The organism is Sphaerisporangium perillae (assembly GCF_023276435.1).
Taxonomy (GTDB): Bacteria; Actinomycetota; Actinomycetes; order Streptosporangiales; family Streptosporangiaceae; genus Sphaerisporangium; species Sphaerisporangium perillae.
The window spans coordinates 25,258-42,658 of sequence record NZ_JALLPO010000039.1; the positions used below are offsets into that span (position 1 = coordinate 25,258).

19 protein-coding genes are annotated in these 17,401 nt (G+C 69.0%); 11 read left to right on the plus strand and 8 right to left on the minus strand.

What is annotated here, in order from left to right; genetic code table 11:
• Positions 1-14: 14 nt before the first annotated feature.
• The 6 genes from MYF83_RS31930 (at position 15) to pknB (ending at position 8,034) form a co-directional block, all read left to right on the plus strand.
• Positions 15-482 carry an FHA domain-containing protein FhaB/FipA gene (locus MYF83_RS31930; protein WP_248964473.1) on the plus strand — a complete coding sequence of 156 codons (468 nt, stop codon included), beginning with the start codon at positions 15-17 and terminating at the stop codon, positions 480-482.
• Positions 479-1,768 (plus strand): Stp1/IreP family PP2C-type Ser/Thr phosphatase, encoded by a 1,290-nt coding sequence (locus MYF83_RS31935; RefSeq protein WP_248964474.1) that lies wholly within the window; start codon positions 479-481, stop codon positions 1,766-1,768. The genes MYF83_RS31930 and MYF83_RS31935 overlap by 4 nt, the downstream gene beginning before the upstream one ends.
• A gap of 33 nt (positions 1,769-1,801) precedes the next feature.
• Positions 1,802-3,145 carry an FtsW/RodA/SpoVE family cell cycle protein gene (locus MYF83_RS31940; protein WP_248964538.1) on the plus strand — a complete coding sequence of 448 codons (1,344 nt, stop codon included), beginning with the start codon at positions 1,802-1,804 and terminating at the stop codon, positions 3,143-3,145.
• Positions 3,142-4,587 carry a peptidoglycan D,D-transpeptidase FtsI family protein gene (locus MYF83_RS31945; protein ID WP_248964475.1) on the plus strand — a complete coding sequence of 482 codons (1,446 nt, stop codon included), beginning with the start codon at positions 3,142-3,144 and terminating at the stop codon, positions 4,585-4,587. The genes MYF83_RS31940 and MYF83_RS31945 overlap by 4 nt, the downstream gene beginning before the upstream one ends.
• Positions 4,587-6,098 (plus strand): serine/threonine-protein kinase, encoded by a 1,512-nt coding sequence (locus MYF83_RS31950; RefSeq protein WP_248964476.1) that lies wholly within the window; start codon positions 4,587-4,589, stop codon positions 6,096-6,098. The genes MYF83_RS31945 and MYF83_RS31950 overlap by 1 nt, the downstream gene beginning before the upstream one ends.
• 82 nt (positions 6,099-6,180) lie before the next feature.
• Positions 6,181-8,034 carry a Stk1 family PASTA domain-containing Ser/Thr kinase gene (gene pknB / locus MYF83_RS31955; protein WP_248964477.1) on the plus strand — a complete coding sequence of 618 codons (1,854 nt, stop codon included), beginning with the start codon at positions 6,181-6,183 and terminating at the stop codon, positions 8,032-8,034.
• Between the two features lie 253 nt (positions 8,035-8,287).
• Here the strand turns inward: pknB and MYF83_RS31960 are convergent, their stop codons facing one another.
• The 3 genes from MYF83_RS31960 to MYF83_RS31970 all read right to left on the minus strand — a co-directional run bounded on the left by MYF83_RS31960 (position 8,288) and on the right by MYF83_RS31970 (position 9,707).
• On the minus strand, positions 8,288-8,860 hold the full coding sequence (locus MYF83_RS31960; protein WP_248964478.1) for an anthranilate synthase component II: 573 nt from the start codon (positions 8,858-8,860) through the stop codon (positions 8,288-8,290).
• Positions 8,857-9,015: a hypothetical protein gene (locus MYF83_RS31965; protein WP_248964479.1), complete on the minus strand. Its 159-nt coding sequence runs from the start codon at positions 9,013-9,015 to the stop codon at positions 8,857-8,859. The genes MYF83_RS31960 and MYF83_RS31965 overlap by 4 nt, the downstream gene beginning before the upstream one ends.
• Before the next feature lie 65 nt (positions 9,016-9,080).
• The gene (locus tag MYF83_RS31970; protein WP_248964480.1) at positions 9,081-9,707 is read right to left on the minus strand and encodes a class E sortase; all 627 of its coding nucleotides are present in this window, start codon (positions 9,705-9,707) and stop codon (positions 9,081-9,083) included.
• 369 nt (positions 9,708-10,076) lie between these two features.
• Between MYF83_RS31970 and MYF83_RS31975 the strand changes: the two genes are divergently transcribed.
• Positions 10,077-10,322 carry a cell division protein CrgA gene (locus tag MYF83_RS31975; protein ID WP_248964481.1) on the plus strand — a complete coding sequence of 82 codons (246 nt, stop codon included), beginning with the start codon at positions 10,077-10,079 and terminating at the stop codon, positions 10,320-10,322.
• 82 nt (positions 10,323-10,404) lie between these two features.
• On the opposite strand, the gene MYF83_RS31980 is transcribed toward MYF83_RS31975, so the two are convergent.
• Both MYF83_RS31980 and MYF83_RS31985 read right to left on the minus strand, forming a co-directional pair.
• Complete coding sequence (locus MYF83_RS31980; RefSeq protein WP_248964482.1) at positions 10,405-11,280, minus strand: rhomboid family intramembrane serine protease; 876 nt, start codon at positions 11,278-11,280, stop codon at positions 10,405-10,407.
• Between the two features lie 180 nt (positions 11,281-11,460).
• A complete protein-coding gene (locus tag MYF83_RS31985; RefSeq protein ID WP_248964483.1) occupies positions 11,461-11,994 on the minus strand; it encodes a peptidylprolyl isomerase in 534 nt (177 codons plus the stop codon).
• A 233-nt stretch (positions 11,995-12,227) separates the two neighbouring features.
• On the opposite strand from MYF83_RS31985, the gene MYF83_RS31990 reads away from it, so the two are divergent.
• The 4 genes from MYF83_RS31990 to MYF83_RS32005 all read left to right on the plus strand — a co-directional run bounded on the left by MYF83_RS31990 (position 12,228) and on the right by MYF83_RS32005 (position 15,826).
• Entirely contained in the window at positions 12,228-12,656 is a 429-nt protein-coding gene (locus MYF83_RS31990; RefSeq protein ID WP_279340365.1) for a DUF5324 family protein, read from the plus strand.
• 110 nt (positions 12,657-12,766) lie between these two features.
• Positions 12,767-13,840: an Rv3169 family protein gene (locus MYF83_RS31995; RefSeq protein ID WP_248964485.1), complete on the plus strand. Its 1,074-nt coding sequence runs from the start codon at positions 12,767-12,769 to the stop codon at positions 13,838-13,840.
• A gap of 121 nt (positions 13,841-13,961) precedes the next feature.
• On the plus strand, positions 13,962-14,396 hold the full coding sequence (locus tag MYF83_RS32000; protein ID WP_248964486.1) for a Rieske (2Fe-2S) protein: 435 nt from the start codon (positions 13,962-13,964) through the stop codon (positions 14,394-14,396).
• Positions 14,397-14,509: 113 nt separating this feature from the next.
• Positions 14,510-15,826 (plus strand): AI-2E family transporter, encoded by a 1,317-nt coding sequence (locus tag MYF83_RS32005; protein ID WP_248964487.1) that lies wholly within the window; start codon positions 14,510-14,512, stop codon positions 15,824-15,826.
• 118 nt (positions 15,827-15,944) lie between these two features.
• Here MYF83_RS32005 and MYF83_RS32010 read toward each other — a convergent pair whose 3' ends face one another.
• The 3 genes from MYF83_RS32010 to MYF83_RS32020 all read right to left on the minus strand — a co-directional run bounded on the left by MYF83_RS32010 (position 15,945) and on the right by MYF83_RS32020 (position 17,296).
• Positions 15,945-16,148 (minus strand): DUF6203 family protein, encoded by a 204-nt coding sequence (locus MYF83_RS32010; protein ID WP_248964488.1) that lies wholly within the window; start codon positions 16,146-16,148, stop codon positions 15,945-15,947.
• Between the two features lie 77 nt (positions 16,149-16,225).
• A complete protein-coding gene (locus MYF83_RS32015) occupies positions 16,226-16,723 on the minus strand; it encodes an RICIN domain-containing protein (RefSeq protein WP_248964489.1) in 498 nt (165 codons plus the stop codon).
• Between the two features lie 63 nt (positions 16,724-16,786).
• The gene (locus MYF83_RS32020; protein ID WP_248964490.1) at positions 16,787-17,296 is read right to left on the minus strand and encodes an RICIN domain-containing protein; all 510 of its coding nucleotides are present in this window, start codon (positions 17,294-17,296) and stop codon (positions 16,787-16,789) included.
• Between the last annotated feature and the right edge of the window lie 105 nt (positions 17,297-17,401).

The window sequence follows — 17,401 nt, forward strand, 5'->3', positions numbered from 1 at the left end:
TAGACAGACGGTCCATGTCCGAGCTCACTCTGCTGCTGATCCGGCTCGCGTTCCTCGCGGTGCTGTGGTTCTTTGTGATTGCCGCGGTGGGTGTGATCCGGACAGACTTGTTCGGCTCACGCTCGGCCGCCGCGGCGGTCGCGCGCAAGCCTGGCAAACCCGCACGTCAACCGGCCAAGCCGAAGAAGGGGGAGCCGAAACAACTGGTCGTTACGGGTGGTCCCCTCCAAGGAACCATCATCAACCTCACGGAGACGCCAATCACTATCGGTCGGGCGAATGACGCCACGCTGGTACTCAGCGACGATTACGCTTCCAGCCGGCACGCCCGGCTGTTCCCCCAGGACGGTCAGTGGATCGTGGAAGACCTCGGCTCGACCAACGGCACGTATCTCGACCGCTCCAAAGTGACCCGCCCGACTCCGGTGCACCTCGGCCAGCCGATCCGCATCGGTAAAACCGTCATCGAATTGCGCAAATGACAATCGCACTCCGCTACGCCGCCCGCTCGGACGTCGGCCTCCTCCGCGAAGGAAACGAGGACTCCGCGTACGCGAGCCCGCGCCTGCTCGCCGTCGCAGACGGCATGGGCGGGCACGCTCACGGTGAGGTGGCCAGTTCGGTCGCCATCACCGCCATGTCGTCCCTTGACCGGGACGCCTCCGGGGGTGACCTGCTCAGCGCCATCGAGGCCGCGGTGCGCGATGCCAATCGCAAGCTGCACGAGATGGTCGGCCGTGATCCCAGCCTCAAGGGCATGGGGACCACTCTCACGGCCATGCTGTGGTCGGGCACCCGCGTCGCCCTCGTCCACGTCGGCGACTCCCGCGCCTACCTGCTCCGCAACGGCGAGCTGTACCAGATCACACACGATCACACGTTGGTGCAGTCGCTGGTGGACGACGGAAGGATCACGCAGGAGGAAGCCGCCAGCCATCCGCAGCGTTCGATTCTGCTCCGGGCCCTCGACGGCAGCGGCGAGGTCGATCCCGACCTCTCGCTTCGCGAGGCTCAGATCAACGACCGCTATCTCCTGTGCTCCGACGGCCTTTCCAGCGTCGTCAGCGCCGAGACCCTGCATCACACGTTGACCACGGTCGAGGAGCCCGAGTCGGTGGTCCGGCAGCTCATCGACCTCGCCAACCGGGGCGGTGGCCCCGACAACATCACCTGCATCGTCGCCGACGTCGTCGAGATCGAGGAGGGCCAGGTCGTGGCGGGTGACGCCGCGGTCGTGGGCGCCGCCGGGTCCAACCGGCTCCGCTCCCAGCCTCCCGACACACCGGCTGGACGCGCGTCCACGATCACCGCGCCGCAGCCAGTGATCGTGGACGACGACCTTGACGAGCCCGCGGGCGGCCCGGCGGCGAACGCCGTGGCCGCCCCGCGGCGTGTCAGGCGACGGCGGCTGTGGCCGGTCGCGGTGACCGTGGTCGGCCTTCTCGTGGTGGTCGTGGGGGGTGGTGGCTATTTCGGATACAGGTGGACCCAGGATCAGTACTACGTGGGCGCTCAAGGCGACGAGCTAGTGTTGTTTCGCGGGGTGGACACCACCATCGGACCGATCCAACTGAACTCCGTAGCCCAGAGCACCGGCCTGTCGGTGTCCTCCATCCCCGAGCCGGAGCGTGAACAGGTGCGGCGGGGCATCCCCGTAGCCGACCTCCAGGCAGGACAGACGAAGATCAACGACTTGAAGGCCAAATCCGGTGGCGACCAGAAGACCACCCAGCCGTCACCTTCCCCCAGCGCCACGGAGTCCTCGTAAGTGAGTGCCGTAGACGACGTCGCGGCCGTCCCCATGACCGCCAAACGGCGGGGGGCGCAGCTCATCATGCTCGCCTTCGCCGTCGCGATCGTCATGGTCGCCTACGCCAACGTCGGGCTGGGCGAGGGCGGCAAGGTTCCCGCCGGCATGCTGGGCTACGGCCTCGGCCTCGGCGGTCTGATGCTGGCCGCCTACTTCGTGCTGGCGAAGTTCGCCCCCTGGGCCGATCCCCTCATTCTTCCGCTGGTGACGCTGGTCAACGGCATCGGCCTGGTGATGATCTATCGCCTCGAGCTGGCCACGCGGCTCGCCTCGGCGAACACCCAGCTCTTCTGGACCGCCCTCGGCATCGTCATGTTCTCCATCACGCTGATCGTGCTGCGCGACCACCGCGCGCTGCAGCGGATGACGTACACCGCGGGTTTCGTGGGTCTCGGGCTGCTGATCCTGCCTCTGACGCCCTTCCTGGGCAAGCAGATCAACGGCGCCCGCATCTGGATCGAAATCGGGGGTTTCTCCATCCAGCCGGGCGAGTTCGCCAAGCTGGCGCTGGTCGTGTTCTTCGCGGGCTACCTCGTCGCCAAGCGTGACGTGCTGGCGCTCGCCGGGCGCCGCCTGCTCTTCATCGACCTGCCCCGCGCCCGCGACCTCGGGCCCGTGCTCATCACCTGGGTCGTCAGCGTCGGCGTCCTGGTCCTGGAGAAGGACCTCGGCACCTCGCTGCTGCTGTTCGGCGCTTTCATCGCGATGCTCTACATCGCCACGCAGCGCACGTCGTGGGTCCTCATCGGCGTGCTGCTGTTCGCCGGCGGCGCGTTCATCGCCGGCCAGTTGTTCAGCCACGTCGGCGACCGCTTCGAGGTCTGGCTCAACCCGAGCGACCCGGCCCTCTTCTACCGCACGGGCGGCAGCGGGCAGTTGATGCAGGGCCTGTTCGGCATGGGGTCCGGCGGCATCCTCGGCACGGGGCTGGGCCAGGGCCATCCCTGGCTGATCCCGCTGTCGTTCTCGGACTTCATCTTCGCCGCCACGGGCGAGGAGCTCGGGCTCACCGGCCTGATGGCCCTGCTCATGGTGTACGCCCTGATCGTCGAGCGCGGCCTGCGCACCGCCATCGCGGCCCGCGACCCGTTCAGCAAGCTGCTGGCGGGCGGCCTGTCGTTCATCCTGGCCTGGCAGGTGTTCATCATCGTCGGAGGCGTGACCAACCTGATTCCCCTGACAGGCCTGGTCACGCCGTTCATGTCGCAGGGCGGATCCGCCCTCCTGGCTAACTGGATCCTTATCGCGCTGCTGGTACGCATGTCAGACGCGGCACGACGGCCACCGCCGCAGGCGATCCAGGACGAAGGACTGACGCAGGTGTTCCAGCGATGAACGGCACGCTCAAGCGGGCAGCGGTGGCCTGCCTACTGATGTTCGGCCTGTTGATGATCAACATCAACTACCTTCAGGCCGTGAAGGCCGACGAGCTCCGCTCGGACAACCGCAACACGCGGAGCTTCTTCGCGCGCTACGAGAGCGAGCGCGGCCTGATCACCGCGGGCGGCGAGACGCTCGCCAAGTCGGTCGACGTCGGCGGCGACTTCCGGTTCCAGCGCAAGTACATCGACGGCCCGGTGTACGCCCCGGTCCTCGGGTTCTTCGCCCCTGAGAGCGAGCGGGGCATCGAGAGCGCTGAGAACTCCTACCTCAACGGCACCCACCCCGATCTGTTCGTCCGGCGCACGGTCGACCTCATCACGAGCAAGCCGACCCGCGGGGCCGCCGTAGACCTGACCCTGGTGCCCAAGGCCCAGAAGATCGCCTACGAGGACCTGCAGAAGAGCGGCAAGCGCGGCGCCGTCGTGGCGCTCGACCCGAAGACCGGCGCGGTCCTCACCATGGTGTCGGTGCCGAGCTACGACCCGAACACCATGGCCGTGCCGAACAAGGCCAAGGCCGCGAAGGCGTACAACAAGCTCAACGCCGACGACAACGAGCCGCTGATCAACCGGGCGACCAGCAAGACCTACGCTCCCGGGTCGACGTTCAAGGTGATCACCTCGGCGGCCTACCTCAGCGAGGACGGCACCCGAGACGTCAACACCACCGTGGACGCGCCGAACGTCCTGCCGCTGCCGGGCACCACCATCGGCCTGCGCAACTACCACGGCGAGTCGTGCGGCGGCCGCGCGACGCTGATCGACGCGCTGACGATCTCGTGCAACACGGCGTTCGGCTCCATGGCGCTGGAGATGGGCTACGACAAGCTCCAGGAGCAGGCCGCGAAGTTCGGCATCGGCCAGGAGATGAGCATCCCGCTGAACGTGGTCAAGAGCGACATCGGCCCCGACGAGGGCAAGGCCGCGCTGGCACAGACCGCCATCGGGCAGCGCAGCAACCAGATGACCCCGCTCCAGATGGCCGTGGTGGCCGCCGCCGTCGCCAACGAGGGCAAGGTCATGAAGCCCTACCTCGTGAACAAGATCGTCAGCCCGGACGGCGACGAGATCGACAGCGCGCGCCCGCAGGAGCTCGACGAGGCGATCACCCCTGACACCGCCGACAAGCTCCGGCAGATGATGATCAGCGTGGTGCAGAACGGCACCGGCACGGCCGCGCAGCTTCCCGGCATCACGGTGGCGGGCAAGACCGGCACCGCCGAGACCGCCAAGGGCGCCGCGTCGCACGCCTGGTTCATCTCCTTCGCTCCCGCCGAGGACCCGAAGATCGCGGTCGCGGTGTTCGTCGAGTCCGGCAGCGCCGGCAACGACGCCACCGGAGGTGCCGTCGCGGCGCCCATCGCGCACGACGTGATGCAGGCGGTGCTCCAGTAGTGACCTTCGCCAACCGGGTGCTGAACAACCGCTACCGGCTCACCGGGCGCATCGCGACCGGCGGCATGGGCGAGGTCTGGCGCGCCTCGGACGAGCTGCTGGGCCGGGACGTCGCGGTGAAGCTGCTGCGCGCGCACGTGGCCGCCGATCCGGAGTTCCGCGAGCGCTTCCGCAACGAGGCCCGCATCACCGCCGGCCTGGCCGACGCCGGCATCGCCCAGGTCTTCGACTACGGCGAGCAGGACGAGATCGCCTACCTGGTGATGGAGCTGGTTCCCGGGGAACCCCTGTCGGCGATCCTGGCCCGCAACGGCACGCTCAGCCCCGAGGTCACCCTCGACGTCATCGGCCAGACGGCACGGGCCCTGTACACCGCGCACCGGTCGGGCATCATCCACCGCGACATCAAGCCGGGCAACCTGCTCGTCACCGAGACCGGCACCATCAAGATCACCGACTTCGGCATCGCGCGCGCCCTTGAGGGCTCCCGCATGACCATGACGGGCACCGTGCTCGGCACCGCCCAGTACGTCAGCCCCGAACAGGCGTCCGGCAGCACGCTCACCCCGTCCACCGACCTGTACTCCCTCGGCGTCGTGGCCTACGAGTGCCTGACCGGGCAGCCGCCCTTCACGGGCGGCAACCAGGTCGCTATCGCGCTGCGTCACCTGAACGAGCAGGTGCCCCCGCTCCCGGAGTCCGTGCCGCGGTCCGTGCGCGACCTGGTCGTCGCCATGCTGGCGAAGGCCGCCGAGCACCGGCCCGCCACCGCGCGCGAGCTCGCCGACCGGGCGATGGTGCTGCGCGACTCCCTCGCCCACGTGAGTGAGTCGCATCTCAGCATGCTGACCGATCCGTCGGGTTTCGCGATCCGCAAGGCGATCGAGGAGTCCGGCGACCTGTTCGCCGGGAGCGAAGCGGCCGGTCGATGGGGCACCGCCGCCGGCCGCACGCCCGGCGACTTCGCCGGGCTGTACGAGAACCCCACCGCCGCCGCCGGGTACGACGGCACCACCGCCGGCGTCTCGCCCGCCACACCGACGCGCATCGGCCGCCCGCCGGCGGGCCCCGTGCACTCTCGGCCGGTCACCGCGCCGCCCCGGCGGCGGCGCCGGCGCTCGGCCATCGGGCTGTTCGCGGTCGCGGGCTGCGCGGCGGCGGTCGGGTTCGGCGCGCTGGCGGCCGGCGGCCTCCCTGAGCTGGGGCTCGACGGAGGGGGGCCGACCACGCCGGCCAAACCGGTGACCGATGGCCCTGTGTCGTCTCCGGCCCCGTCGAGGACCCCGACGGCATCGGTTCCACCGAAACCCGTGAAGCCTGTCAAGCCGACGGTGTCACGGTCGGCTACGGTAATCACATCGGCGAAGCCAACTCGCACCCGGACGCCGAAGCCCACCCCGTCCGCTACTCCGACCCCTACTCCGACGCCCACACCGACCCCCACGCCGAGTGAGACGCCAAGCCCCACCTCATCCGCAAGCACCACAATCCCCCCGAACGGGGAGACGTAATGCGGCGAGGGGTCGATGATGGACACCGGCAGCCGCACCGCGGGCCGGTACCCAAGATGAACGGCAAGGGACAGTGCAGGAAATGACTCAGCCTCGGCTACTCGGTGGTCGCTATGAGCTCGACGGGGTCGTCGGGCGCGGCGGCATGGCCGAGGTGTATCGCGCCCGGGACATCCGGCTGGACCGCGTTGTCGCCATCAAGACACTGCGTGCCGACCTGGCGAGAGACCACACCTTTCAGGCCCGTTTCCGCCGTGAGGCACAGTCCGCGGCGTCCTTGAACCACCCTTCGATCGTGGCGGTGTACGACACCGGCGAGGACATGACGGAAGGCACTCCCGTGCCGTACATCGTCATGGAGTTCGTCGACGGGCGTACGCTCCGCGACCTGCTGCGGGCCGACCGGCGCCTGCTGCCCGAACGGGCGGCCGAGCTGGTCGACGGCATCCTTCGTGCCCTCGACTACAGCCACCGCGGCGGCATCGTCCACCGGGACATCAAGCCCGCCAACGTGATGATCACGCTCGCCGGCGACGTCAAGGTCATGGACTTCGGCATCGCGCGCGCGATGGCCGACTCCGCCGCGACCATGACGCAGACGGCGCAGGTCATCGGCACGGCTCAGTACCTCTCGCCCGAGCAGGCCAGAGGCGAGCGCGTGGACGCCCGCAGCGACATCTACTCCACAGGCTGCGTGCTGTACGAGCTGCTCACCGGCCAGCCGCCGTTCACCGGCGACTCCCCGGTGGCGATCGCCTACCAGCACGTGCGCGAGGACCCGATCCCGCCGTCGCAGATCGATCCCGACATCCCCAAGTGGGCCGACGCGATCGTCCTGAAGGCCATGGCCAAGGACCCCGCGCACCGCTACCAGAGCGCGGCCGAGATGCGGGCGGACATCCAGCGCGCCATGTCCGGCATGCCGGTCGACGCCGCCCACACGATGGCCCTCAGCAACAACAACTACACGGGCCAGCAGACCCGCACGCTCAACGCGCCGGGCGGCCCCGCCACCCAGCGCACCAACGCCGTCCCGGCCTACGAGTACGCCCCCACGCAGGCCGGCGGCGGCCGCTACGAGCGCCGCCGCGCCGCCTCGGGGGGGAACACCGCGCTCAAGACGGCCGCGTGGATCCTCATCCCGCTGATCGTGATCGGCGCCTTCATCGGCGTCGGATACGCCTTCCTGAGCTCTCCCGGCACCAAGGACACGGCGACCCAGGTCTCGATCCCGCTGGTGAAGAACCAGACGATGGAGGCCGCGAAGGCCAAGCTCGAGGCCGAGGGCCTGAAGGTCGAGGTCGTCGAGGAGTTCAACGCCGACATCGACAAGGGCGTCGTCATCGGCACCGACCCGGCCGCCGGCCAGCAGGTCGCCAAGGGCGACACCGTCAAGCTCATGGTCTCCAAGGGCCTCAAGCAGGTGGTCGTGCCCGATGTGATCGGCAGCACCGTGGACGAGGCCACGCAGACCCTGGAGGCCAACAACCTCAAGGCGCAGGTCGTGCCCGTCGTCTCCGGCAAGGAGCAGGAGAAGGTCTTCCAGTCCAAACCGGCCGCCGGCGAGAAGGTCGACGAGAACAGCATCGTCAAGATCTACGTGCCCAAGCAGCAGACCGAGGTCCCCGATGTCACCGGCCAGACCCTGGCGGACGCGACGGCCACGCTGAAGGGCGCCGGCTTCAAGGTCAAGCCGGTCCGGCAGACGAGCGCGGACGTTCCCGAGGGCAACGTCATCAGCCAGAGCCCGCGGCCCGGTTCCAAGCTGACGCCCGGTACGACGATCACCCTGGTGGTGTCCGCAGGTCCCCCCCAGGAGACCTTCCCGACCGACGAGCCGACCGACCAGCCGACCGAGCCGACCGACCAGCCGCCGTCCGACCAGCCGACCGACGACCCGTTCAGCGACCCGCCGGCGGACAACTTCGGCAACTGACGCCCCGCCCTACCGCGTCACTGCGACAAGGCCCCTCCCCGCAGCGGGGAGGGGCCTTGTCGTCTTTCCGGCCTCTGTGGCGCGCCTGGACCGGAGTGGGTGAGAGAGGGGCTACGCGCTTACTGAGCGGCGGAGCGGGGCTCGACGCCGCCGGGACCCGCGCCGGCGGGCGGGGACATGAGAAGAGGATCTCCGCCGCTCGGGGGCGACGGCGGAGACCCTCATCCGGTAGTCGTTAGAAAGGGGCCCGGCGTTACATGATTTGGGCGAGCCAATTCGCGAGAAGTTCGTGCCCGTGGTGAGACAGCACGGATTCGGGGTGGAACTGCACGCCCTCGATGGGGGCGGCGCTGTGCCTGAGCCCCATGATGACCCCGGTGTCGGTGACGGCGGTGACCTCGAGAACCTCGGGCATGGTGCCCGGCACGACGGCGAGCGAGTGGTAGCGCGTCATGGTGACCGGCGAGGGCAGCCCCTCGAACACTCCCCTGCCGTCGTGGCGGATCTCGCTGGTGCGCCCGTGCATCAGCTCCGGCGCGCGGGCGACGACGCCGCCGTAGGCGACGGCGATGGCCTGGTGGCCGAGGCAGACGCCGAGCAGGGGAAGGTCGCGCTCGGCGCAGAAGGTCACCAGGGGGACGCTCACCCCCGCCGCCTCCGGCGTGCCGGGACCGGGGCTGATGACGACCCCGTCGAAGCCCTCGGCGTCCTGGACGCGCACGTGGTCGCGCGGCCGGACGTCGCACTCGGCGCCCAGCTCGCGGAGGTACTGCACGATCGTGTGGACGAAACTGTCATGGTTGTCCACGACGAGTACGCGGGTCATCGGCCTACGGTCACCCTGTCGAGAGGGACGTGCGGCTCCATCAGAGGGAACACGAAATACCAGAGTACGGCCCCCGCGCCACCTGCCAGCACCAGGACCGTCGCCAGCTTGACCCCGGTGCCTCCGGGGATGACGCGCCAGATCCATCCGTACATCGGCTGCCTCGCTTCCAGGAGCTGATCGGTGTGCCAAGGGCCGCTCGCCGTCCGGGTGCGACGCCTCAGCCGGTGCTGCGGTCGCGCTTGCCGGACAGGACCCCGTAGACGACGAGCCGTTGCCGGGCGGAGTACTCCGGATGGCAGGTCGTGAGCGTGATGACCGCCTGGGTGGGCCGCGCGTCCGGATGGTTGGGCACGGGGGCGATGACGTCCACGTCCGTCGGCAGGACGACCTGCTTGCCGGAGACGCGGTAGGTGTACCGGGCCTCGGGGGCGTCGATGATGATGTCGTCGCCGCGGCGGAGCTCGTCGATGCGGTTGAACGGCGCGGCGTAGGTCGTCCGGTGACCCGAAAGGACGAAGTTCCCGATCTTGCCGGGCCTGGCCGTGCCCGGATAGTGTCCCGGCCCCCGGCGCAGGTCCTCGGAGGTGACGCCTTCGAGGATGGCGTACTCGTAGCTCCGGCCCAGGCGGGGGATCCTGATCAGCCCGACCGCGCGGCCCAGGTCGAGCTTGCCCAGCTTGTCGAGCTTCGCGAGTTTCGTCGTCTCGTGGAGCTGCTGCTTGAGGATGCGCTGGTACCACTCGGTGTAGGAGCTGGTCCCCCACAGCAGGTAGCCGCAGAACAGCAACATGATGACGCCTACGGTGATGCTGAGCTCTCCGCAGGTGCGCAGCAGCGCCCTCACGGGGGCCAGGCGGTGCCGTGGCGGCGCCGCTCCCCGTCACGGCGGTGGCGGGGCGTCCTGGGCTCCTCAGGGCTCTCTCCGGGCCGCTCGTCAGGCCTGTTCACCTAGTTGCATCCATCCACAGCAGACGGCATGATCACGAAGTATCCGGACCGGGGGCTGCAGGCGTGCCGGTCACACCTGTGCAGCCAGCGTAGGCACGGCTTCCGGCACCGTCCCGGCGACGATCGGCGCTTGACTCACATTTTGCGCTGGAATCGCCGTTCGCCGCCTGCGCCGACTAGGCTTACTCGGGTCTTCCTACACCAGCGATTACGCTGGCTGCCAGAGCCCGCGACAACCGAGCGGGTCCCCATCAGGAGAGCTGCCGTGCCCAAGTCTCACACTCGCAAGAAGGCGGTCTACACCCCGCCGCAGAAGTCGCAGCAGGTCAAGGTGAGCCCCCGCTGGCTGGCACCGCTGATGGTCATCTCGTGGATCGTCGGCATCCTGTGGATCGCGGTCTTCTACATCATGCCAACGGCGCCGGGCATCGGAGTCCTGGGCAACTGGAACCTGGCGGTGGGCTTCGTCCTGATCATCTTCGGCGTGATCCTGTCCACACGCTGGCGGTAGAGCCGGACGGACCGCACGGCGGGTGACGGTTTTCCACAGGTTTTATCCACAACCTGGGGAAGCAGCCCGCCACCTGCGGCTTCTACCCCCCCAAGGGCGGCAAAGCGGCCACCAGCAGCACGCAGGCGACGAGCACCGCGAGCGCCGTGCCGAGTTGGAACGCGCTGCGCTTCTTGGCGGGCGCGTAGGCGAACAGGGCCGTCACGAGCGTTCCGGTGACCAGGCCGCCGAGGTGTCCCTGCCAGCTGATCCCCGGGATCACGAAGGTCAGCACCACGTTGATCCCGATCAGCCAGAGCACGCCGCTGACGTCGTAGCCGAGGCGGCGGGCGACCACGAACATCGCGCCGAACAGGCCGTAGATCGCGCCCGAGGCGCCGACGGCGGCGGACCCGAAGAGGTAGACCGCGACCGACCCGCCGAGCGCCGACAGCAGGTAGACGCCCGCGAACCGGGCCGAGCCGAGCATCCTCTCCAGTTGCGGGCCGATGACGTACAGGGCCCACATGTTGAACAGGATGTGCCAGTAGGTCGGCGGCGGCGCGTGCAGGAAGGCTCCAGTGAACAGCCGCCACCACTCGCCGGCGGCGACGTAGTCGGCCGACATCTGGAACCGGCCGAGGACCTGCGGGGCGTTGACCACCTCGCCGAGGTAGGCCAGCACGTTGATCGCCACCAGCGTCCACGTGACGACCGGCGTCGTGACGGGCCTGCCGCCGAACGGCGCCTCCGCCCGGCGGACGGACCTGCTCCCCTCGCGCACGCACTCCACGCACTGGTGCCCGACCGAGGCCACCCGCATGCAGTCGGGGCAGATCGGGCGATCGCACCGCTGGCAGCGCACGTAGGTCTCGCGGTCGGGGTGCCGGTAGCAGCTGGGAACGCCGTCGTACGGGCCCTGCTCCGTGCGGTCCTGCGGCCGGTCCGACGGACTCGGGTGATCTGGCTGCGTGGTCATCGCCTGTTCGACGCCCCTTCACCTGTGCGCTTATCCACAGACTGCCACCCTATGCACGCCACCGGGTGCCTGACGCCACGGACATCGCATCGAATTGGCCGACGCCGGTCGTTCTTTCCACCGGTTGGCTCCCCTGGCGGCCCCGGATGCCCGGGGTCGCCGCGGGAGGCCTGCCTTCGCTCAGGACTGGACGCGCTCGATCACGACCTCCTGGATGACGACGTCCGTGAGCGGACGGTCCTGCCGGGCCGGGGTCTTGGCGATGGCGTCCACGACGTCCTGCCCCTCGATGACCTCGCCGAAGATGGTGTGCTTGCCGTTGAGGTGCGGGGTGGGGACGACGGTGATGAAGAACTGCGAGCCGTTCGTCCCACGGCCGAAGCGCTTGCCGGCGTTGGCCATGGCGAGCAGGTACGGCCGGCTGAACTGCAGGTCAGGGTGGATCTCGTCGTCGAAGTCGTACCCGGGGCCGCCGACGCCGTGGCCCAGCGGGTCGCCTCCCTGGATCATGAAGCCCTGGATGACCCGGTGGAAGATCGTGCCGTCGTAGAGCTTGTCGTTCGTCTTCTGCCCGGTCCCGGGGTGGGTCCACTCACGGCCCCCCTCGGCGAGCTCCACGAAGTTGCGCACGGTCTTGGGCGCGTGGTCGGGGAAAAGGCGGAGTTTGATGTCTCCGAGAGTGGTCCGCAGTTTTGCGATGAGATTCTCAGCCACGAGGACTGCCCCCTTCGATATGTTTCTGGTTAGTGCCAGATTCGTGATGTTTTGAGGACTATGGCGCAATGGCCTACCCCGCATCCTCCCATGCCTCGTCAGGATTGAGCCGCTTTCGATCGGGAAGGTGAGCCTGCGGGGCCCCAAGGACAGGGGAGGTTGTCGTGTCCCTGACACTGAGAAGACGCCGCGTGAGCATGGTCATGCCGATGACCGGCACGCGGATGGGTCGCATGAAGGCCCAAGCCATCCGGACGGCGGACCAAGTCCGTCCAATGGCGAGCACCGCCCGCGAGGTCGCCGCACACCGCATCGAAGACGCTCGCATCTGGGCCGCACCCAAGCTCGACCGTGCGGCTCACCAGGTCGAGGAGCAGATCGCGCCGAAGGTGAGCGCGTTCCTCTCCCAGGCGGCGGAGCGGATCGATCCCGCGCCGTCGATCAGGCGACGCGGTCGCTGGTCGACGATCGCACTGCTGGCCGGCTTCGCGGCCTGCGCGGTGGGCATTGTGCTCTACCGCAACAACGCCCGCCAATGGGCCGACTCCATGAAGGACACCGGGGCGGATGCCAGCAGGTGGTCCGGTGACAGGGTGGAGGACGCGAGCAGGGCCGAGGAAGGTGACGTGAGGGCCGACGAGACCCCGCGCAGGAAGTACTGATCCCATGTGCGGTATGCGCCCCCCGGGTCCGCCCAGGGGGCGCATCCCGTTGTTGACGGCCACCCGCGCTTGTTAGAACGTGTTCCACATCGCCGAACCGTGGAGCACCGATGACGCTGTCGCCGCTCGATGACTACCCGATCCACCAGACCGCCCAGGTCATGCGCCACGTGGCCACCTCCGACCGCAACTTCTACGACCGCTACTACTTCAACTGCCACGCCGGCTCCGACGAGCTCATGCTCATCATCGGCATGGGGCAGTATCCGAACCTCGGCGTGACCGACGCCTTCGCCTGCGTCCGCTACCGCGACCTGCACCGCGTGGTCCGCGCGTCCCGCGAGCTGGGCGACGATCGGATGGACACCAGTGTCGGCCCCTTCCGGGTCGAGGTCATCGAAGGGCTCAAGCGGCTCCGGGTGGTCCTGGACGCCAACGAGCACGACCTGTCGTTCGATCTCACCTGGGAAGGCACCATCCCGGCCACGCTCGAACCCCGGCACTTCCTCCGCTGGCAGGAGCGGGTCGTCTTCGACTCGGTGCGGATGGCGCAGACCGGACGCTGGAGCGGGCACATCATGGTCGGCGACGAGCGCGTGGAGGTCACCCCCGACCGCTGGCGGGGCGCCAGGGACCGCTCGTGGGGCATCCGCCCGGTGGGCGAGGCCGAGCCGCCCGGCATCCAGGCCAAGAACCCCGGCACCTTCTACTGGCTCTACACGCCCATGCAGTTCGACGACCACTCCATCCTGTGCATCGTCCAGGAGGACGAGAAGGGCCGGCGACTCCTCGAGGAGGCCGTGCGAGTATGGCCCTCCGGCGAGGAGGAGTACCTCGGCAGGCCTGAGTACCGTCCGGTGTACGCGCCCGGTACCCGGGACGTCACCTCCGCCACGATCACGTTCTCGCCGCCCGGGGGCAAGCCCTTCGACCTGCACTGCACGCCCGTACTGCCCGTCCACCTGATGGTCGGCACCGGCTACGGCCTGGAGCCCGGCTGGCGGCACGGCATGTACCAGGGGCCGAAACCGGTCGTGCAGGGCGTGACCTACACCCTTCCCGAGGACGCGGCGAAGATGTGGGGCATGGTCGACGCCGTCGGCCGCTTCGAGTACGACGGCAACGTGGGGTACGGGCTGTACGAATACTGGGCGCTCGGCCCGCACCCGTCCTTCACGGAATGATCCGCGCGGCCACGCCACGGGCCGGTCTGCCCCCGACGGCCCCGCCTGCGGCTGAACCGCACCGCCCTCGCGTACGTTGCGGGAGAGAGAAGTCTCCCTTTCCCCCAGGAGTGGAGGTTGCATGTCGGCCGATGAGACAGGGACGACACGCCGTGCGGTGATCTTCCGGAGCCTCGCGGGCGGGTTCGCCGCCGTGCTGGGCCTGGTCGGTGTGCGGCCGGCGCAGGCATCAGTGGACACGGCGTCGGACGCGACCGACGAGGCGGCGGCGGGACCGGTTCTCGCCAAGACCAAGAACATCCCGGTTCGCGGCGGAAAGATCATCAAGGGCAAGTACGTCGTCACCCAGCCGACGAAGGGAGTGTTCCGGGCGTTCAGCGCGAAGTGCACTCATCAGGGCTGCACGGTGGCGAGCGTCAGCGGCGGCACGATCAACTGTCCCTGCCATGGAAGCAAGTTCAAGATCTCGACAGGAGCCGTGGCGCAGGGCCCGGCCGACAAACCCCTCCCGCGTAAGAGGATCACGGTCTCCAAGGGCGTCATCCGTCTGAAATAGGCATCTTCTCCGGCGCTCCCCGCCCAGCGGCCGGGAGCGCCGGATCACCATTTCTGGCGATTTATCAGGGCGGCACCGCGAATAGAGACGGCTCCAGCGGGCAGCGGTGCTCCGTGTCCGACACCGGCAGTTCCGAGCGCGCAGACATCTCCAGCGTGTTCCCCCCGTTCCCCGGCGGCGACGCCTCCGATCTCTCTGACGGCGCGGCCGGCGAGCCCCCCTCGGGGGCGCGGGGAGCCGAGCTCGCCTCTGACGACGACCCCGCCGAACCGCAGGTCACGGAACGCGGCACGCCCGCCGAGGCCTCGCCCGACGGCGCGGGCACCGCCTCCGGCGACGGTCCCGCGGGGACGCGCGCGGTGGATCCCAAGGACCACGAGCAGCCCTTCGGGCGGCCCGGGCGGCCGTTGCGGAGCAACCCCTTCCTGTTCGGCCTGACCGCCGCCCTCGGCGTGCTGACCGCCTGGCTGCTCGTCCAGTCGATCGCCACCGCCGGGTCCGCGCTCGTCCTGATCATCGTCTCGCTGTTCCTGGCGATCGGCCTCAACCCCGCCGTCGAGGCCCTGCAGCGCCGCAACCTGTCCCGCCGCTTCGCGATCGCGATCGTGTTCGGCGGGGTCATCGCGTTCTTCGCGGCCTTCGGGCTGGCGATCGTGCCGCCGCTCACCGACCAGACCACCGGCTTCGTCCAGCACCTCCCGGAGTACCTGCAGCAGCTGCAGAACCACCCGTGGATCCGCACCATCGACCAGCGCTACCAGGTCCTGGACAAGCTCCAGCAGTACGTGACCAGCGGCGATCTCGCGAGCCAGATGTTCGGCGGCCTGCTCGGAGTGGCCAGCGTCGTGATCAGCGCGCTGTTCAGCGGGCTGACGATCCTGGTGCTCACCCTTTACTTCCTCGGCTCGCTGCACTCGATCAAGGAGACGGCCTACCGGCTCGTCCCGCGCTCGCGGCGGACCCGGGTGCGGCTGCTCGGCGATGAGATCATCAAGCAGATCGGCGGCTACGTCGCCGGCAACCTGATCATCTCGCTGATCGCCGGGTGCGTGACCTTCGTCTTCCTGTCCATCCTCAAGGTGCCGTACGCGCTCGCCCTGGCCATCTTCGTGGCCGTCACCGACCTCATCCCGATGGTCGGCGCGGTGGCGGGCGCGGTGGTCGCCTCCGGAGTCGGCTTCCTGACCTCGGTCCAGGCCGGCATCGCCTGCGTGATCTTCTTCATCGTGTACCAGCAGATCGAGAACTACCTGATCTCGCCGCCGGTGTTCAAGTCGTCGGTCGCGGTGCCCCCGGTCGCCACGATCATCGGCGCGCTGCTCGGAGGAGCGCTGCTCGGCATCGTGGGCGCGCTGCTCGGCATCCCGCTGGCGGCCGCGGTCCTGCTCCTGGTGAGAGAAGTGGTCTTCCCCCGCCAGGAAAGGCTGTGAATCCGCGGCCCGCCGCGCCTCGGTCGTCCCCTGCCCTCGGGCGCCCGCCGCTCGCTCCCCGCGGTGGCGCGCCGGGCCGTTCAGGGTGGCGCGCCGGGCCGTCCACGGTCGTACCGGCCTATCCGCGGTCGCGCGCCGACGGACCCTGCCACACGTACGGGTTGCGGGACTTGCGGCCGGGCTCGCGGAGCACGTCGTGGCGCTCGGCGGGCTTGCCGGCGCGGCGCTTGCGCATCAGCCACCATCCGACGCCGAGGACGACGAGCCCGAACGGCGTGCGGGCCAGCCAACGGGTCATCACGAGTTGCAGGATCCTCTTCATGCCTTCTCCTCGTTCCGGTCGTTGCGCCTCCCTCTACCCCTTTGACCGGCGAACATGCTGCTACGGGCTCCGCCCGGTCACAGCTTCCACTTCTGGTTGCTCCAGCGGTTGCAGTCCCAAAGATGCACCCGGGCGCCGTTGCTCCCGACGCCCTTGAGGTCCGCGTCCAGGCACCGCCCGTTGGCGAGGCTGTAGATGGCGTGGCTACGCCGGTCGTACACCCACTGCTGGTTGGCACGACCGTTGCAGTCCCACAGCTGCACCCGGGTGCCGTTCCTGCCGAGGTTGCCGTGGTCGGCGTCCAGGCACCGCCCGTTGGACAGGCTGCGGATGGTGTGGGTGGCCGGATCGTAGGTCCACGCCTGGTTGGCCCAGCCGTTGCAGTCCCACAGCTGGATGCGGGTGCCGTTGCGCCCGATGCGGCCGAGGTCGGCGTCCAGGCACCGGCTGTCGGCCCGGCTGTGGATGGGGCCGGTCCCGGTGACACCCGCCGACGCGCCCGGGGCGGCGACGATCGCCGCGCAGCCGGACGCGGCCGTGAGCACCAGGGCCGCCCTGGTCAGGTAACGTCGCATCAATCCCGCTCTCCTCTCGTGCGTTCGTGCGCGAGCCCCGCGGCGCACGTCCACCCCGGTCGATCAGACCGTCCACTTCTGGTTGGCCCACCCGTTGCAGTCCCACAGCTGGATGCGGGTGCCGTTGCTGCCGATGCCGCCGAGGTCGGCGTCCAGGCAGCGGCCGTTGTACAGGCTGTAAATGGTGTGGCTGATCGCGTCGTAGATCCACTTCTGGTTGCTCCAGCCGTTGCAGTCCCACAACTGCACCTTGGTGCCGTTGCCGCCGATGGTGTTCAGGTCGGCGTCCAGGCAGCGGCCGTTGTACTGGCTGCGGATCGTGTGCGTCCTGACGTCGTAGGTCCACTTCTGGTTGTTCCAGCCGTTGCAGTTCCACAGCTGGACCTTGGTGCCGTTGCCGCCGATGGTGTTCAGGTCGGCGTCCAGGCAGCGCCAGTTGGCGTGGCTGCGGATGGGGCCGGTCGCGCCGGCCTCCCACGCCGCGGCGGACGCGCCGGTCGTCCCGGCCAGGACCACCGCGCAGCCGGAGATGGCCGCGAGCGTGCGGGCCACCCTGGTGAACTTCCCTCGCATCGTTGTCCGATCTCTCTTCGCGCACGTCTGACTACTCTGCGTAGTCGAACTTACACGCCAAGTGATGGAACAGCGGGGGTTGACACGACGGCGAGACCTTCGATC

Coding starts and splice junctions, on each gene's coding strand:
- MYF83_RS32015 (WP_248964489.1), bottom strand. CDS start 16,723: ATGCGACGTTACCTGACCAGGGCGGCCCTGGTGCTCACGGCCGCGTCC.
- MYF83_RS31930 (WP_248964473.1), top strand. CDS start 15: ATGTCCGAGCTCACTCTGCTGCTGATCCGGCTCGCGTTCCTCGCGGTG.
- pknB (WP_248964477.1), top strand. CDS start 6,181: ATGACTCAGCCTCGGCTACTCGGTGGTCGCTATGAGCTCGACGGGGTC.
- MYF83_RS31965 (WP_248964479.1), bottom strand. CDS start 9,015: ATGTACGGATGGATCTGGCGCGTCATCCCCGGAGGCACCGGGGTCAAG.
- MYF83_RS32000 (WP_248964486.1), top strand. CDS start 13,962: ATGTCGGCCGATGAGACAGGGACGACACGCCGTGCGGTGATCTTCCGG.
- MYF83_RS31935 (WP_248964474.1), top strand. CDS start 479: ATGACAATCGCACTCCGCTACGCCGCCCGCTCGGACGTCGGCCTCCTC.
- MYF83_RS31980 (WP_248964482.1), bottom strand. CDS start 11,280: ATGACCACGCAGCCAGATCACCCGAGTCCGTCGGACCGGCCGCAGGAC.
- MYF83_RS31960 (WP_248964478.1), bottom strand. CDS start 8,860: ATGACCCGCGTACTCGTCGTGGACAACCATGACAGTTTCGTCCACACG.
- MYF83_RS31990 (WP_279340365.1), top strand. CDS start 12,228: ATGAAGGCCCAAGCCATCCGGACGGCGGACCAAGTCCGTCCAATGGCG.
- MYF83_RS31940 (WP_248964538.1), top strand. CDS start 1,802: ATGACCGCCAAACGGCGGGGGGCGCAGCTCATCATGCTCGCCTTCGCC.
- MYF83_RS31995 (WP_248964485.1), top strand. CDS start 12,767: ATGACGCTGTCGCCGCTCGATGACTACCCGATCCACCAGACCGCCCAG.
- MYF83_RS31945 (WP_248964475.1), top strand. CDS start 3,142: ATGAACGGCACGCTCAAGCGGGCAGCGGTGGCCTGCCTACTGATGTTC.
- MYF83_RS32020 (WP_248964490.1), bottom strand. CDS start 17,296: ATGCGAGGGAAGTTCACCAGGGTGGCCCGCACGCTCGCGGCCATCTCC.
- MYF83_RS32010 (WP_248964488.1), bottom strand. CDS start 16,148: ATGAAGAGGATCCTGCAACTCGTGATGACCCGTTGGCTGGCCCGCACG.